Below are 14978 nucleotides of genomic sequence, written 5' to 3'. Positions count from 1 at the left end.
CTCCTTCCAGCATGAAGCGTACTTCCCTGCGTCGCGCATCCAACTCGGGTTTCTCCCTCGTCGAAGTGGCCCTGGCCGTGGCGATTGCCGCGCTGGCAATCATCACGCTTCTTGGTCTGCTGCCGCAGGGGCTGGAGATGTCCCGCAGGACCGCGCTGCTTAATACCAACAGCAGCATTCTTGAGCAGATCATCCGCAATCTGGAAAACATGAAGTGGTCCGACATCCCGACATCGGGTGTCACGAACAAGTACTATTCCGACCAGGGCCTGGAAGTAACTTCCGACTCCAAGGAAATCAGCTTTGTGGCAGAGATCGACTTCAGCAAGCAGGCCACTCTGCCCCTCGCGGAGACGCAGGAGCCGTACCTGAACCGAGTCATCATTCGGGTGGCCACCAGCAGCAGCCCCACCTTCAAGTTCGGCACCGACAACCGGATGTCTTATTCCGTTTTCAACCATCTCCTTGCCAAAAGCCGCTGATCTTTTCCAGCCATGAAACACAACCTTCGCATGGTCAAAATCTCAGGTGTCAGCGGGATCGGCTCCCGGCGCCAACGACAGGCTGCCTTCACCCTGGTCGAGCTGCTTGTCTCCATCACTTTCCTGGTCATCCTCATGCTGGTCGTGACGCAGGTGATCGGCATTGTGCAGCGCACCTGGGTGCGGGCCAATTCCCGCGTTTCCCAGTTCCGTGAAGCACGCAAGGCCTTTGATCTGCTGTCGCAAAACCTCAGCCAGGCCACGCTGAACACTTACTGGACCAACGATCTGCAGCAGCTCTCCTCGGATGCGCTGGGGCAGGCCATTCAGACTCCCACGTCTTATAAAAGGCAGTCGGAACTTCATTTCATCTGCGGACCCACCACCCAGGTACTCAGCGGCGCCACGGGCACAAACTACCCCGGCCACGCCGTTTTCTTCCAGGCACCCTTGGGAGTCGTCCGTACGGACAACAAAGGATCCGTCAACACGGCCAACCTTTCCAATCTTCTCTGCGGACGCGGCTACTTCGTCGAGTGGGGGAGCGATCAATTTTACCGCCCCGACTTTCTCCGCCAGGCACCTTACGATCAGATCGTGCCAGTGCGCAACCGGCTGCGCCTGATGGAGTGGAGCCCCACGGCGGAAATGAATGACATCTACAGTTCAGCCTTCCGCAATAATCCAAACAACATCCGGCAGTGGTACCAGGACCAGACGACAGGAGCTCTGACTGGCGAGGTGCAGAGCGGTGATGACTCTGCTGCGGCTGCCGGCCGTTACTTTACACGGCCGATTGCTGAAAACATTCTCGCGCTCATCATCTCCCCCCAGACTGAAAACACCAACACCTCCTCCGGAGTCGTCTCTGCCAATGTGTATGACATTGCCAAAAACTATCTCTACGACTCCGCCCTGGTAGGCACCGCCACCTCCACCACCAGTGCACAGGGGACACAGCATCTCATGCCGCCGATGTTGAAGGTGACCATGGTGGCTTTGGACGAGCGCTCTGGCGAGTTCCTGTCCTCCGCGGACAATGCCTCGACTCAGTCGAAAGTGATGCAGGGAATTTCCAGCTTGTTCACTTCTGCCTCCAACTACACTGCCGATCTGGAGGGGACGCCAGATTCTCCCGGCGCCCTTAAAACACTCCTCCTTGGCGCCAAGCTTAACTACCGTGTGTTTACCACCACCATCGCCCTCCGCCAGGCGCGTTGGAGTTATTGATCCCATTTTGAGAGCCGCCTTGTGGCCGATACTTACCTTCTCCCAACCTCTTTGATTATTGAGTTATGAAACGTCTCATTTCATCCTCTGCACCAGGCCGTCGAGGCTTCAGCCTCATCGAGATGCTCGTGGTGGTCTCGATCGTTGTCATGATTCTGGCGCTGGCCACGCCGGCTCTCACCCGCACTTTGCAGGCCAGCCGCCTTTCCTCCGCGGGTGAGTCCATGATGGGGGCCATTTCCGAAGCGCAGCAGACCGCCTTCACCAACAACACGCCCGTGGACATCCGCTTCTTCAGCTTCATGGAAGACCTCGACGCCGCGCCAGTTTTCCATTCCTACCAGCTGTTCAAGATCGCCCAGACGACCGAGGGGTCGGGCGGCAACGCAACCATTAAAGAGACCATCACTCCTGTTGGCAATCTGATCCGGCTGCCGGAAGGCATCGTCATTCCAGTGGACTCCCAGCTTTCCTACGCGCTTTCCGGCTCCGGCACCAACCTGACGGACACCAAGGAAAACTCTCAGGTGGGCTACTCTGGCGTTTCTGGCGCCACTTACAGCGCCATTCGTTTCATGCCGGATGGTACCTGCCGCTCGGTGGGCAGCACCTCCAATGGTCTGGCCACCTTGACGCTCCAGAGCCTTCAGAAAAACTTTTTCACCCTCACTTTTGGCAGCGGCACAGCGGTCACCGTCGCCACCTTGCCCAAAAACTTTTTCACGGTGCAGATTGACCCTTACACCGGCAAAGCCCGCAGCTACAAGCCAGGTTTCTGAGCAGGAGAGCCGCCCGAACAGGGAGGTGATACTGAACATCCGCCAAATTTCCGCATGACAGCGGCCTGATCGTCGCTTGAATGGCGTATGGGTGAACTGCCTTCTCTTGCTTTAAGTTTCGATGACGTTCTTGTCCTTCCCGGACTGAGTCAGGTCCTGCCTGGGGACGTCAATGTTTCTACCAAACTGGCCGCCATCGGCCTGAATGTGCCGATTCTCTCGTCGGCCATGGACACCGTCACGGAGTCTGAACTCGCCATCGCCCTTGCACGTGAGGGCGGCCTCGGGGTCATCCACCGCAACTGCCCCATCGACCAGCAGGCGGAACACGTGGCGCGGGTGAAGCGCTCGGAAAACACCGTCATTCAGCAGCCGCATACCGTGACTCCAGAGACCCGTCTCGGCGAGGTGCAGCGCCTGATGCATGAAAAGGGCGTCAGCGGCTTCCCGGTGGTGGATGCGCAGGGAAAACTGGCCGGCATGGTCACCAGCCGTGACATGTGGTACATCGAGGACGAAGCCACGCCCGTCTCGGCCATCATGACGCCCCGTGAAAAGCTCTCGGTCGGCACGCCGCAGACCAGCTTTGAGGACGCGCTCAAGATTCTCTACACCCACCGCATTGAAAAACTTCCGCTGGTGGACTCCAATGGCCAGCTCGCAGGCCTGATCACGAAGCAGGACATTGTGAAGCGCCAGATGTTCACCAATGCCGCCAAGGATGCCAATGGCCAGCTCCGGGTGGGTGCCGCCGTCGGTGTGGGCGAAGACTGCGTGGACCGCGGCCTTGCCATGCAGGCCGCAGGTGCGGATGCTGTGTTCATTGACGCCGCGACAGGACACACCAGCCGCGTGATGCAAGTCATTGCCCGTCTGCGCGAAAACCTTGGGGCGACCATTCCCATCGTTGCAGGAAATGTCGTCACCGCCGACGGCGCACGAGATCTGGTCAAAGCCGGCGCTTCTGCAGTGAAGGTAGGAGTGGGCCCCGGCTCCATCTGCACCACGCGCATCATTTCGGGCGTGGGCATGCCTCAGTTCACTGCGGTGCAGGAAGTGGCCGAAGTCTGCCGTGCGGCAGGCGTCACCGTCATTGCCGATGGTGGCATTCGTTATTCCGGAGACATCGTCAAAGCCCTCGCCGCAGGTGCGGACTTCGTCATGCTGGGCTCCCTGCTGGCTGGCACCGCTGAAAGCCCTGGAAACATGGTCAAATGGCAGGGCCGCACCTTCAAGGAGTACCGTGGCATGGGCAGCCTCAAAGCCATGCGCAAAGGCGCGGGCGACCGCTACGGCCAGAACTCCAGCGGCAAACTTGTCCCCGAAGGCGTGGAGGCTCGCGTGCCCTACAAAGGACCGCTCGCAGACGTGGTCTTCCAGCTCATCGGCGGCCTGCGCTCCGGCATGGGCTACGTGGGTGCCAACACTCTCGATGAACTCCGCGCCAAAGCCCGCTTCGTCCGCATCACGGCAGGCGGCCTCAAAGAAAGCCACCCACACGACGTCGTCATCACCGAGGAGCCGGTGAACTACGAGCCGCATTGATGCGGCTGACGCCCGTTTTTTTTAATCTGCATTGTCATACCCCCTCTCATGACCGCCCAAGAAGTCGCCGTTCTCGATTACGGCTCCCAGTATTCCCAGCTCATTGTCCGCCGTGTGCGCGAGCTGGGATTTGCCTCACATCTTTATCCGCCCGCTGAACTCGCCAATCTGCAGTCGCCCGGAGCCATCATCCTCTCCGGTGGTCCGCGCAGCACTTCGGAGAAAGACGCGCCGGATGTGGATTACGACAAGCTGATGTCCTTCGGCGTGCCGGTCCTGGGCGTGTGCTATGGCATGCAGCTTCTTAACATCAAGCACGGCGGCACCGTCAAGCCGGGGGTCACGCGTGAGTACGGCCCGGCCAAGCTTGTGGTCACCGATCACGATGACCTCTTCAAAGGCATCTCGCATGAGTCCCAGGTCTGGATGAGCCACAGCGACACCTGCGCCAATCTTTCCACGACCACAAAGGTCATCGCCACCAACGAAGACGCCGTGCCCGTGGCGCTGAAGTGGTCGGACCGCTGCTGGGGCATTCAGTTCCACCCCGAGGTGACGCACAGCCATGAAGGCACCGCCATCCTCAAAAACTTCCTCACCCAAAGCGGTGCCACGCTGGCCAAGTTCGACATCCAGGCCTTCAAAGCCCAGATGCTGGAGCGCATCAAAGCCGAAGTGGGCAGCCGCGAAGTCATCTGCGGAGTCTCTGGCGGTGTGGACAGCACCGTGCTGGCTGTTCTGCTGGCCAAGGCTGGTGTCAAAGTTCGCTGCATTTTCATCGACACGGGAATGATGCGCCTGAATGAGGCGGCCGAGGTCAAAGCTCTCTTCAATGAAGTCGGCGTGCCCATCGAGCAGATCGATGCCAGCGCCACTTTCCTGGGTGCACTCAAAGGCGTCACGGATCCCGAGCAGAAGCGCCGCATCATCGGCACGCTTTTTGTGGAAGAATTCTGGAAGGTCGCGGACAACGTCGAATTGCTTGCTCAGGGCACTCTCTATCCGGACGTGATCGAGAGCGCCACCAGCGGCAGCATTGCCAGCAAGATCAAAACGCACCACAACCGTGTGGACCGCATCATGGAGCTCAAGGAGCAGGGGAAGGTGCTTGAACCTCTGGCCGAACTTTTCAAAGACGAAGTACGCGCCCTCGGCGCCAGCCTGGGCATCCCGCATCAGGCCCTGTGGCGTCATCCATTCCCCGGCCCGGGCCTCGCTGTTCGCATTCCTGGAGAGATCACCGCCGAGCGCGTGGCCACCACGCAGCAGGCAGACGCCATCTTCATCAATGAACTGCGCCGCAGTGGCTGGTACGAGCAGACCTGGCAGGCCTATGCAGCACTGCTCCCGGTGAAAACAGTCGGTGTGAAAGGTGATGAACGCAGCTATGAGCAGGCCATTTCCCTGCGTGCTGTCATCAGTGAAGACGCCATGACGGCCGACTGGGTGGAGCTGCCCTACTCCGTGCTGCGCAACGCCTCCAACAAGATCCTCAACAGTGTCAAAGGTGTGAACCGCGTTCTCTACGACATCAGCACCAAGCCGCCCGCCAGCATTGAGTGGGAGTGATGTCATGAGCGCCGGCTTCCTGCTCTCCTTTGAAGGCTCCGAGGGTTGCGGAAAATCCACGCAGATCTCTCTGCTTCGCTCGCGGCTGGAAGCCTCCGGGCGCAGCGTCGTGGTCTTGCGCGAACCTGGGGGCACCGAGCTGGGCGAAAGCATCCGCCACCTGCTCCAGCACGCCAAAGAAGGCGCTGCCATGACGCCGGAGACGGAGCTGCTGCTCTTTGCCGCCAGTCGTGCCCAGCTGGTGCGGGAAAAAATCCGCCCGCTGCTGGAGGCCGGCACATTCGTCATCCTCGACCGTTTCCTCGACTCCACCACCGTCTATCAAGGCATCGCCCGCGGTCTCCCGCTGGAAAGCGTGCGCGCCATCAATCACTTTGCCATCGGCGGCACCTTGCCGCAGCTGACGCTCGTGCTGGACATGGACAGCGCCACCGCACGCCAGCGCATTCACCAGACGGGACGGGAGCTGGACCGCATCGAGAGCCAGCCACAGGCATTCTTTGAAAAAGTGCGGCAGGGCTACCTAGCAGTGGCCCAGGCAGAACCGGAACGCGTGAAAATCGTCGAAGCTTCAGCATCGCCCGAAACCGTTCACGCCAGCATCTGGCAGATCATCACCGCTCAATCCGATGCCGTTTAAAAGCGACCACGCCCTGGAGCTCATTGCCCGTGCCCGTGACAACGGCCGCCTCGGCCATGCCTACCTGATCACCGGCCCCAAAGAGGCGCAGCATGAAGTCTTTGCCGCCAGAATGCTCGATCTCATCGTCGGCACCAAGATAGGTGCGCTGGAAGCTTGGGAAGGGCAGGGCGCCGTGGTGCTGCGTCCGCAGAGCAAGTCCCGCCGCATCACCATCGGCGATGATGGCGACGATCCCGGCACCATCCGCTACTTGGAAAAGATGATCCACCGCACTGCTGCGCCGAATGGCTGGAAGCTCGCGATCATTGTGGATGCCGAGCGCATGAATGTGCAGGCGCAGAATGCCTTCCTGAAAACCCTTGAAGAGCCGCCGCCTAACACACTGCTGCTGCTGCTTAGCACCCAGCCCGAGCAGCTGCTCCCCACCATCCAGTCCCGCGTGCTGGAAGTGGCGCTGATGCCGCCTGTCGGCGCGCGCATCTTCACCGAGCACGAAGGCAGGCTGCTCTATGTGCTCAAGCAGATGGCCAAAAAAGAGGGCGGCAGCATTTCGGCGGCGCTTTCCTTGAAGAAAGATTTCGAAGAAATCCTCGAAGCCATGCACGAGGCCATCAAAAAGGATCAGGAGGCCGACTTCGAACGCGAGCAGGATCACTACGCCAAGACCACCGACGGTGCCTGGCTCAAGCAGCGGGAGGAACAGGTGGAAGCACAGATCGAGGCCGACTACCTCCAGCAGCGCACTTCTCTCATGGAACTCCTCCTTTCCTGGATGGGGGATGTGGCCCGCCAACAGGCTGGTGCGCCGCATTTGGATCTGCCCAAATTTCAGGAAGCCACCGCAGCACTCGCAGCCAAGTGGGAGCCAGGAGACGTTGCCAAACGTATTCGAGTCCTCCGCCAGCTCGAAAGCCACCTGCACACGAATGTGAATGAAGGGCTGGCGCTTGAGGTGTGTTTCATCGAGGCCTTTGCGTAGCGATTTTCGTCAGGCCGTCTCCCCTCGGCGCAGGTCCGGCATCAGGCGTACCGGTTTCGTGCTGGTGTGACCGGTTTGCGCCAGCTCCAGCACCAGCCGTGCGAGGCGTTTGGCAAACTTAGCCGCATCGGCAGAATATCGCGTCACCTTTGGCACCACATGGTCAAGAAACGCATCGTCATCCCGTGAGACGATGGCGAAATCCCCCGGCAGCTTGTAGCCGAGGCGCAGGAGATGAGTCACCACCGTCAGAGTGTGAATCGATCGTGCCACCAGAAAGGCCGTGGGCGCAGGCTTGCGTTTTAGCGCACCGTTCAGGCTTTCGATCACTTGTTCCGCTGTTTCATGATGCGGGAGTACGCAAGCCTGCGCATCGCTGGTGGCAAAGGCTTCCCGGAAGCCCTGGGCGCTGACGGCATCACCACCATGGGCTGAATCTGGCAGCAGCAGCGCAATGCGCCGGTGGCCCTTCTGCATCAGCATCGTCGCCGCATGACGGCAGGTGGCGCGGTAGTCCAGATCGACGGAGGGTATCTCCACGCCATCCGCGCAAGATCCGGCGATGATGGCCGGGACCTTCTGTTCAATGAACCAGCGCTGCATCACCGGTGTGGAGCGGAACAACACCCAGGCTGCTGCAGGAACACGCTGAGTGAGCTTCTTCAAGCCTCCTGCGGGCTTGCCGGTGAAGCAATGCGGGCTCACATGCACTTCCATCTGATATCCGGCTTCAGCCAGCAGCTCCCGCAGTGCATCCACCCAGAACAATACGAAGGGCGGCATGGCCTGCTGCGGCACTGGAGTGAGGAGAGCGATCATGCGTGAGACGGCAGCCCTGCCGACCGAAGCTGGGGCGGCGAGAATCTGCCGGCGCTTGTTTACCACAGCACCGATCACCCCTTCGCGTTCCAGCTGGCCCAGCACCGCCCGCAGCGTGGGCCGGCTGATGCGCATGCGTGTGCACAGAGTGCGCTCCGAGGGCAGCACGCCCTCCCATTCACCGCTGCGCAAAGCCTCGCGCAAGAAGTCGGCGCTGTGTGTGATGAGCGAGGGGCGGGGCGGGACGGCGTGCATGGTCGGAGAGCCGTGAACATGGCGTGGTAAGCAGAAATGACCACAGAGAAATCCAGTGTCATGCCGTTCATGATGTCCCACCCTTCGCATCTCATGCTGCCTCATTCCGACCTTCTTCAACTCAAACGCTGGAACACGCCCACCATCTACAATGGCTGGGAGCAGATCACCAAACGCGACCCTGCCGCGGACGGCTTCAATCTCGAAGAAGCGCGTGATTTCATGCCGCAAATGGGCCCCATGGTCGGGTATGCGATCACCGTGGTGGTGGAGCCAAGCAACAAGGCGCATCGTGATGCCAGTCCGGACGCGTGGAATGAATACCGCCGCTACGTGGCCAGCATTCCCGGCCCGAAGATCGTCTGCGTGCAGGATCTCGACAAGCCACGCACCATCGGTGCTTTCTGGGGAGAGGTGAACAGCAACATGCACCGTGCTCTCGGCTGCGTGGGCACCATCATGGACGGCGCGATTCGAGATGTCGATGAAATGACCAACGCCGGATTCAAAGCGCTGGCCCGACGCTTCTGCGTGGGGCATGCGCATGTGCATCCCGTGCGCTGGAACTGCGAGGTGGAGGTCTTTGGCCGCAAAATCAGCCCCGGCGATCTCATTCATGCCGACAAGCACGGCTTCCTCGTCATCGAGCCTGAAGCGCAGCCGCAGATCCTCGAAGCCTCGCGTTTCATGGACTCGAACGAATGCCAGACGGTCATTCCCGCCGCCCGTGGCAGCGCGGGTCTCAGCAGTGATCAGGTGCTGGCCAACCTCGCCGCCGCGGGTGCGCAGTTCGGCAAAAACGCCAAAGCCAAATTTCAACGCGAAGGAGAGTGGTGAGCATGAAAGCCGCCTTGGCATTCCTCCTCGCCATCGGAGCTTGTTTTGGTGCTGACTTCCGCATCGAAAACAGCACCGTGCTGACCAGCACTGGGGCCTACCACTGGTCACAATCGCGCGCGGCGGTCATTCCCGGTGATCCAGCGCGGGTCATGATCACCACGCAGGAGTTTGAAAAACAGGGTTCACATGGCTACCGCGACATTTATTCCCTGGAGACAACCGACGGCGCAAAAACGTGGAGCAATCCGCAGCGCATCGAAAGTCTGGATCGGAAAATGAGTCCGCTAGGTGTCGAGATGGTCATGGGGGATCTCTGTCCGCAGTGGCACGCCGCCAGCCGAAAAGTGCTCGTCACCGGCAAGACCTTCGGCTTCCGCAAGGACGCCAAACCCAATGAGGCCAAGGACGACCGCGCCTATGAGCGTGTGGCCTACTCCGTTTATTCGCCTGACAAGGGGGAGTGGAGCGGCCTCAAGATCATGGCCATGCCGGAAAAGGATCATGCCGGCCATCCGATCATTGAACCCAATGCCGGCTGCAATCAGCGCTTCGATCTCCCGAACGGTGAAGTGCTCCTGCCTGTGCGTTATCGGCATGATCCCAAACTCCGAACCTACACCACCATCGTGGCGCGCTGCACCTTCGATGGCGAGACGCTGACCTATCGTGAACACGGCTCCGAACTCACCACCGCGGTGCCTCGCGGGCTTTATGAGCCGTCCGTCACAGGCTTCAAAGGGCGCTACTTCCTTACGATGCGGGCAGAAAAGACCGGCTACGTGGCCCGTGGCACCGATGGCATCAACTACGAGCCTGCGGTGGAATGGAAATTCGATGATGGCAGGCCTGTCGGCACTTACTGCACGCAGCAGCACTGGATCGTGCATGAAGACGGACTCTATCTCATCTATACCCGCAAAGGCGCGAACAACGACCACGTTTTCCGCCACCGCGCGCCGATCTTCATTGCCAGGGTCGACCCAGATCAACTGCATGTCATCCGTGCCACCGAGCAGATTCTCATGCCCGAAACTGGCGTTGATCTCGGCGGCGGTTACGCACCGGTGGCAGTGAATGAAAAGGAAACCTGGGTCATCAGCACGGAGATGGCTTTTCCCAAGAATCGTCAGGGAGAGAACAACCGCATCCTGCTCGCCAAAATCATCTGGAACCAGCCATGAAAACGAACCTGCTCACCCTCGCCGCCGTCTTCGCTGCCAGCCTCGCCATTGCTGAGGATTATCGCGGAGACGTCAAAGACGTCCGTGTCATCCGTCACATGGACCAGCATCCCGGGGCCTCGCTGGTGTGGGAGCCTTATATTGCGATGTGGAAGCCAAGGCAGCTCGTGGCAGCCTACGGTGTGGGCATTCCCGGCAAAGTGGACATGGGCAGCATCTACGCCAGCATCTCCACCAATGACGGAGACACATGGAACGAGCCCGTGCCAGTCTTTGACCACAACCACTGGCAGGGCTCCATCCACTTTGCCTACGCAAACGCCATTCTGTTCAAGCCTGCCAATCAGGATGTGATGTGGTGCTTTGCCATGCGCTGCCCCATGAATTTCCGGCACAGCGAAGACTCCCAGCTCGTCGCGGCCTACAGCGCCGATGGCGGCCGCTCGTGGACGCCGGTGGAACTGGCCATGCACTACACCGGGCCCCTGATCGTCGTGGCCGGAATCATGGAGACCGAAGTAAACGGCCAGAAGCGCTACTTGCTGCCGGCTCATCGCAACACGCTGCGCAATGATCCTCTCGGCTCCCGCGATCAGTTCATTCTCAGCAGCACCAGCCTGCTCGAATGGAAATTTGAGGGCTACATCCCGCAGCCGGAGACGGGCAAGGTCTTCCTGCACGAAGGTGGCATTGCCGTAGGAGATGCGCCCGGAGAGCTCAAGCTCGTGATGCGCACGGCGAACTGGGAGGAAAAGGGCGCACTCGATCCACCCCGCGCTTTCTCCAGCATCAGCAAAGATGGCGGGAGCACCTGGACGCCCGCCAAACAGGAGCCGGAATTGTGGAATGCGCGTTCCAAAGGCTACTTCAGCCGCAATGCCGATGGCAGCCATCTTTACGTCTATAACGACGGCCCTGCGATGCCTGCCAAAGCCGCGCGTTCATCGCTGCGATACAAAGTGCAGCCTGCGGGCGGCCAATGGAGTGAGGAGAAGACCTTCTATGAGGCTGGCATCAAGAACTCCTACCCAACGCTGATCGAGGTGGCCCCCGGCGACTTCCGTGCCGTGTGGGACAGTGGAACCGCGGACAAAACCCGCACGCACATTCACTTCGGTAAAATCAAAATCAAGCCATGACCGCCAGCGATCTCTCCGCTGCGTTGCACGCCGGACGCCAGGTTTTCGGCACGCTCATTGTCTCGCCTTCGCCACGCTGGCCGGAGGTGGTGCGTGGTTGCGGACTCGATTTCGTTTTCATCGACACCGAGCACATCGCGCTGGACCGCGCGGAACTGAGCTGGATGTGCCAGACTTACTCCGCGCTCGGCCTGCCGCCGCTGGTGCGCATTCCTGCACCTGATCCCTACGCCGCCACGATGGTGCTGGATGGCGGAGCGGCCGGAGTCATCGCGCCCTATGTGGAAACGGTCGAGCAGGTGCAGGCTCTGCGGGGTGCGGTGAAGCTGCGCCCCATCAAAGGGCAGCGGCTTCAGCAGATGCTTGAAGGTGGCACGCCGGAGGCCGAGCTCAGCAATTACATGCAGCAGGGAGCTGCAAATCGCCTGCTCATCGTGAATATCGAAAGCGTTCCTGCCATCGCTGCGCTGGACGAGATTTTGCGGGTGCCAGGCCTTGATGCGGTGCTCATTGGTCCGCACGATTTGTCATGCAGCCTCGGCATCCCCGAGCAGTGGGATCATCCTGAATTTCTCGCCGCCTGCGAAACCATCTTCCGTAAAGCTAGAGCCGCAGGCATAGGTGCGGGCATTCATTTCTGGGGCGATGTGACGCAGCAGGTGCGTTTTCTGAAGCTCGGTGCCAGCATGCTCATTCACAGCGCCGACATCTCGCTTTTCCAAAAACATCTTCGTCTCGAACTGGAGGCGATCAGGCAGACAGCAGGCATTGCAGCGGATGCTTCTGCTTCCACCACCGCACTCATTTGATTCCGCATGAAATTCATTTTGATCCCAGCGCTCGTCTGCTTTTTAGCCCTTCCGTGCCTTGCGCAAAAAGCAGAAAGCAACTTCGGCCTTCAAGTGCCTGCGCCAGGTGCCGATGTCTTCGCGGATGACGTGCTTCAGCGGGCCATCGACAAAGTGTCTGCCGCAGGAGGAGGCACCGTGATTCTAGGGGCCGGGGACTTCAAGCTCTCCCGCAAAGAGGGAGATGACACCGTGATCATCAAAAGCAATGTTACCCTGCGCGGACAGGGCTATGCCACCCACATCTATCTGGATCCCAAAACGCCGCCTAACCCCCTGCGCTACTTCCCAGTGCGCATCGGCTCCGCCAAGGTGCCGGCCAGCAATGTGGTGATTGAAAACCTGCGTTACACCGGCAACGACAAAGCCATCGGCGGTGGTTCCGTCATGGGCTTCAACGCGCGGCTTGACGAGCCGGAGTCGATGCTGCTTTCCTGCGACAACATCACGGTGCGCAACTGCTGGATTTATGACGCCAAGCAGGCCGCCGGCTGCACCAAGCCGGCCTCGAACCTGTATCACGCCAAACACGTCATTCCTGCTGAAGAAGCCAGGGCCGCCAGCAAAACCGGTGCAGGCAAAGAATTCTACGGCCTGCCGGAGCGTCAGGCATCGCAGTTCAAAAACTGGCAGGTTCATCACAACATGATCGACACCTGTGGCAACAAAGCGGTCGAGCTTGCCGAATGCAACGGAGGCCTCATCGCGGACAATTACATCATCAATTGCGAAGACGGCCCGCAGGTGATCTTTGGCTCGCGCAATGTCCGCATCTGTGACAACCAGGTTTTCTTCGTCCGTACCGGCATCAACATCACCGAAGGCTCCCACCACATCACCGTCACGGGCAACATCGTCGAACAGGCTGCCGGGGGAAGTCCGAAAAACTGGGGCGCCTGCCTGGTGTTCCGCACCGAGCCACTGCCCCTGGCAACGACGGTTTCCCATGTGACCGTGACGGGCAATATCTTCCGCAATCAGGCGACCGAAGCCAAAGTAACGATGCGGTTTGAGACGCGCGACGAATCGCTCGGCTGCAAATATGAGGCCATCACGATGACTGGCAATGTGTTCGATGGCAATGTGCAGTTTTATGACCGCAGAAACCCTGCGATGACCTCCATCTCAGATGTCTTGTTTGCAGCCAATGTCTGCGACGGAATGTTCCTGAATGCGCCTGGGTCTGAGGTGAAATCTTCGCGCGTCACCGTCCGCGGAAACACCTTTCGCCACAAGGGCGACCAGGTCCTCAAAGCCAGCGGCTGGATCTGGGCGGACAACACGCATGCCGCGGGCACCCTCGAACTCGACACCGCTGCCACAGGCAACGTCGTGCGCAATAACATGACCTCCTCGGCCATCCGCGATCAAGGCGTCAAAACCAGCCTTGGGGGCAATGAAGTCCTTTTCAACGCCCGTTAGTCTCCAACCATGAAACACATCCTCTCCCTTCTGCTGCTCTGCGGCTCTCTCGCAGCCGCTGAACCCTTCATCGAAAAACAGGACTTGTTTATCACCGGGGACAACCCTGCGTACAAAATCTACCATATCCCCGGCATCGTCGTGACAGCCAAAGGCAGCGTTCTGGCATGGTGCGAGGCGCGCAAACGCGCCGCAGGCGTCAGCGACTGGGACGACATCCGCATTCTTCTCCGCCGCAGCACCGATGAGGGAAAGACCTGGAGCGAGCCGCAGAGCATCGCCAACGTGGAAGGACCCAAGGCCAAAAATCCCTTCGCCATGAAGATGAAGAACGTCGATCCCAATGACGTCACCTACAACAACCCCGTGCTCATCGCCGACAAGGACGGAACGGTGCACATGCTCTTCTGCCTGGAGTACGAGCGGTGCTTCTACCAGCGCAGCGCAGACGATGGACTCACCTGGAGCAAGCCCGTGGAAATCACCACCACCTTCGACGCCTTCAAAAAAGACTACGACTGGAAGGTGCTGGCCACGGGCCCGGATCACAGCATCCAGCTCAAAAACGGCCGCCTCATCGTTCCCGTGTGGCTTTCCACCGGCACAGGCGGAAATGCTCATCGCCCCAGCGTCACCGCTACAATCTTCAGCGATGACCAGGGCAAAACGTGGAAGGCAGGCGAGATCGCCGTGCCCTGCACCGAGGAGTGGATCAATCCGAACGAAACCGTCGCCATCGAACTCAACGACGGCAGTGTCATGCTCAATGTGCGCAGTGAGTCGAAGGCGCATCGACGGCTGGTCACCGTGAGCAAAGACGGCGCGACGGGCTGGAGCACGCCGAAGTTTGACGATGCATTGCTCGAGCCGATCTGCATGGGCGGCATCGTGCGCTACAATCGCGATGGCCAGAACCTCATCCTCTTCTCCAATCCGCACAACCTGGAGAAAGAGAAAGGGAAGGCCGAGCCTGGAAAAAACCGTGACCGCAAAAATGTGAGCGTGAAAATCAGCCGTGATGATGGCAGGACCTGGCCGGTCAGCAAGTCCATCGAGCCCGGTGCCAGCATGTACTCAGACATCGCCGTCACCAAAAGCGGAACCATTCTCTGCTTCTACGGGCGCAGCGGGGATGGTTCCACCCTGGCGCATTTTGCTGGTGGCCGCCTGACGCTTGCCCGTTTCAATTTGGAGTGGGTTATGACCCCGCAGTGACATTCGACAGGTTGATGCCACAGGAAATCATC

The 14978-nt window shown here is 59.8% G+C and carries 14 protein-coding genes; 13 read left to right on the top strand and 1 reads right to left on the bottom strand.

From position 1 onward, the window contains the following. Positions 1-11: 11 nt before the first annotated feature. The 7 genes from vccB to ACILSO_RS18070 all read left to right on the top strand — a co-directional run bounded on the left by vccB (position 12) and on the right by ACILSO_RS18070 (position 7227). Entirely contained in the window at positions 12-482 is a 471-nt protein-coding gene (gene vccB / locus ACILSO_RS18100; protein WP_395738850.1) for a Verru_Chthon cassette protein B, read from the top strand. A gap of 12 nt (positions 483-494) precedes the next feature. After that, positions 495-1712 (top strand): Verru_Chthon cassette protein C, encoded by a 1218-nt coding sequence (gene vccC / locus ACILSO_RS18095; protein WP_395738849.1) that lies wholly within the window; start codon positions 495-497, stop codon positions 1710-1712. Positions 1713-1777: 65 nt separating this feature from the next. Next, positions 1778-2491, top strand: coding sequence for a Verru_Chthon cassette protein D (vccD, locus tag ACILSO_RS18090; protein ID WP_395738848.1), 714 nt, complete (start codon positions 1778-1780; stop codon positions 2489-2491). 87 nt (positions 2492-2578) lie between these two features. After that, entirely contained in the window at positions 2579-4036 is a 1458-nt protein-coding gene (gene guaB / locus ACILSO_RS18085; RefSeq protein WP_395738847.1) for an IMP dehydrogenase, read from the top strand. Between the two features lie 48 nt (positions 4037-4084). Next, entirely contained in the window at positions 4085-5605 is a 1521-nt protein-coding gene (gene guaA / locus ACILSO_RS18080; RefSeq protein ID WP_395738846.1) for a glutamine-hydrolyzing GMP synthase, read from the top strand. A gap of 4 nt (positions 5606-5609) precedes the next feature. Then, positions 5610-6245 carry a dTMP kinase gene (tmk, locus tag ACILSO_RS18075; RefSeq protein WP_395738845.1) on the top strand — a complete coding sequence of 212 codons (636 nt, stop codon included), beginning with the start codon at positions 5610-5612 and terminating at the stop codon, positions 6243-6245. Beyond that, positions 6235-7227 (top strand): hypothetical protein, encoded by a 993-nt coding sequence (locus tag ACILSO_RS18070; RefSeq protein ID WP_395738844.1) that lies wholly within the window; start codon positions 6235-6237, stop codon positions 7225-7227. Before tmk ends, ACILSO_RS18070 begins: the two co-directional genes overlap by 11 nt. A gap of 9 nt (positions 7228-7236) precedes the next feature. Here ACILSO_RS18070 and ACILSO_RS18065 read toward each other — a convergent pair whose 3' ends face one another. Then, positions 7237-8301 (bottom strand): substrate-binding domain-containing protein, encoded by a 1065-nt coding sequence (locus ACILSO_RS18065; protein WP_395738843.1) that lies wholly within the window; start codon positions 8299-8301, stop codon positions 7237-7239. A gap of 36 nt (positions 8302-8337) precedes the next feature. On the opposite strand from ACILSO_RS18065, the gene ACILSO_RS18060 reads away from it, so the two are divergent. Genes ACILSO_RS18060 through ACILSO_RS18035 form a run of 6 tightly spaced genes read left to right on the top strand, consistent with a single transcriptional unit; the run spans position 8338 to position 14946 of the window. Continuing rightward, on the top strand, positions 8338-9138 hold the full coding sequence (locus tag ACILSO_RS18060) for an RraA family protein (RefSeq protein ID WP_395738842.1): 801 nt from the start codon (positions 8338-8340) through the stop codon (positions 9136-9138). Between the two features lie 2 nt (positions 9139-9140). Continuing rightward, on the top strand, positions 9141-10322 hold the full coding sequence (locus ACILSO_RS18055) for an exo-alpha-sialidase (protein ID WP_395738841.1): 1182 nt from the start codon (positions 9141-9143) through the stop codon (positions 10320-10322). Beyond that, a complete protein-coding gene (locus ACILSO_RS18050) occupies positions 10319-11461 on the top strand; it encodes a sialidase family protein (protein WP_395738840.1) in 1143 nt (380 codons plus the stop codon). The genes ACILSO_RS18055 and ACILSO_RS18050 overlap by 4 nt, the downstream gene beginning before the upstream one ends. Further along, positions 11458-12270 (top strand): HpcH/HpaI aldolase/citrate lyase family protein, encoded by an 813-nt coding sequence (locus ACILSO_RS18045; RefSeq protein ID WP_395738839.1) that lies wholly within the window; start codon positions 11458-11460, stop codon positions 12268-12270. The genes ACILSO_RS18050 and ACILSO_RS18045 overlap by 4 nt, the downstream gene beginning before the upstream one ends. 6 nt (positions 12271-12276) lie before the next feature. Further along, positions 12277-13731: a right-handed parallel beta-helix repeat-containing protein gene (locus tag ACILSO_RS18040; protein ID WP_395738838.1), complete on the top strand. Its 1455-nt coding sequence runs from the start codon at positions 12277-12279 to the stop codon at positions 13729-13731. A 9-nt stretch (positions 13732-13740) separates the two neighbouring features. After that, positions 13741-14946 (top strand): exo-alpha-sialidase, encoded by a 1206-nt coding sequence (locus ACILSO_RS18035; RefSeq protein ID WP_395738837.1) that lies wholly within the window; start codon positions 13741-13743, stop codon positions 14944-14946. Positions 14947-14978: the final 32 nt, after the last annotated feature.

Origin of the sequence: Prosthecobacter sp. (assembly GCF_044226605.1) — a bacterium.
In the GTDB taxonomy this organism is placed as follows: Bacteria; Verrucomicrobiota; Verrucomicrobiia; order Verrucomicrobiales; family Verrucomicrobiaceae; genus Prosthecobacter.
The sequence above is the reverse complement of the archived record's forward strand: the minus strand, read 5'-3'. Positions and strand labels throughout refer to the sequence as shown.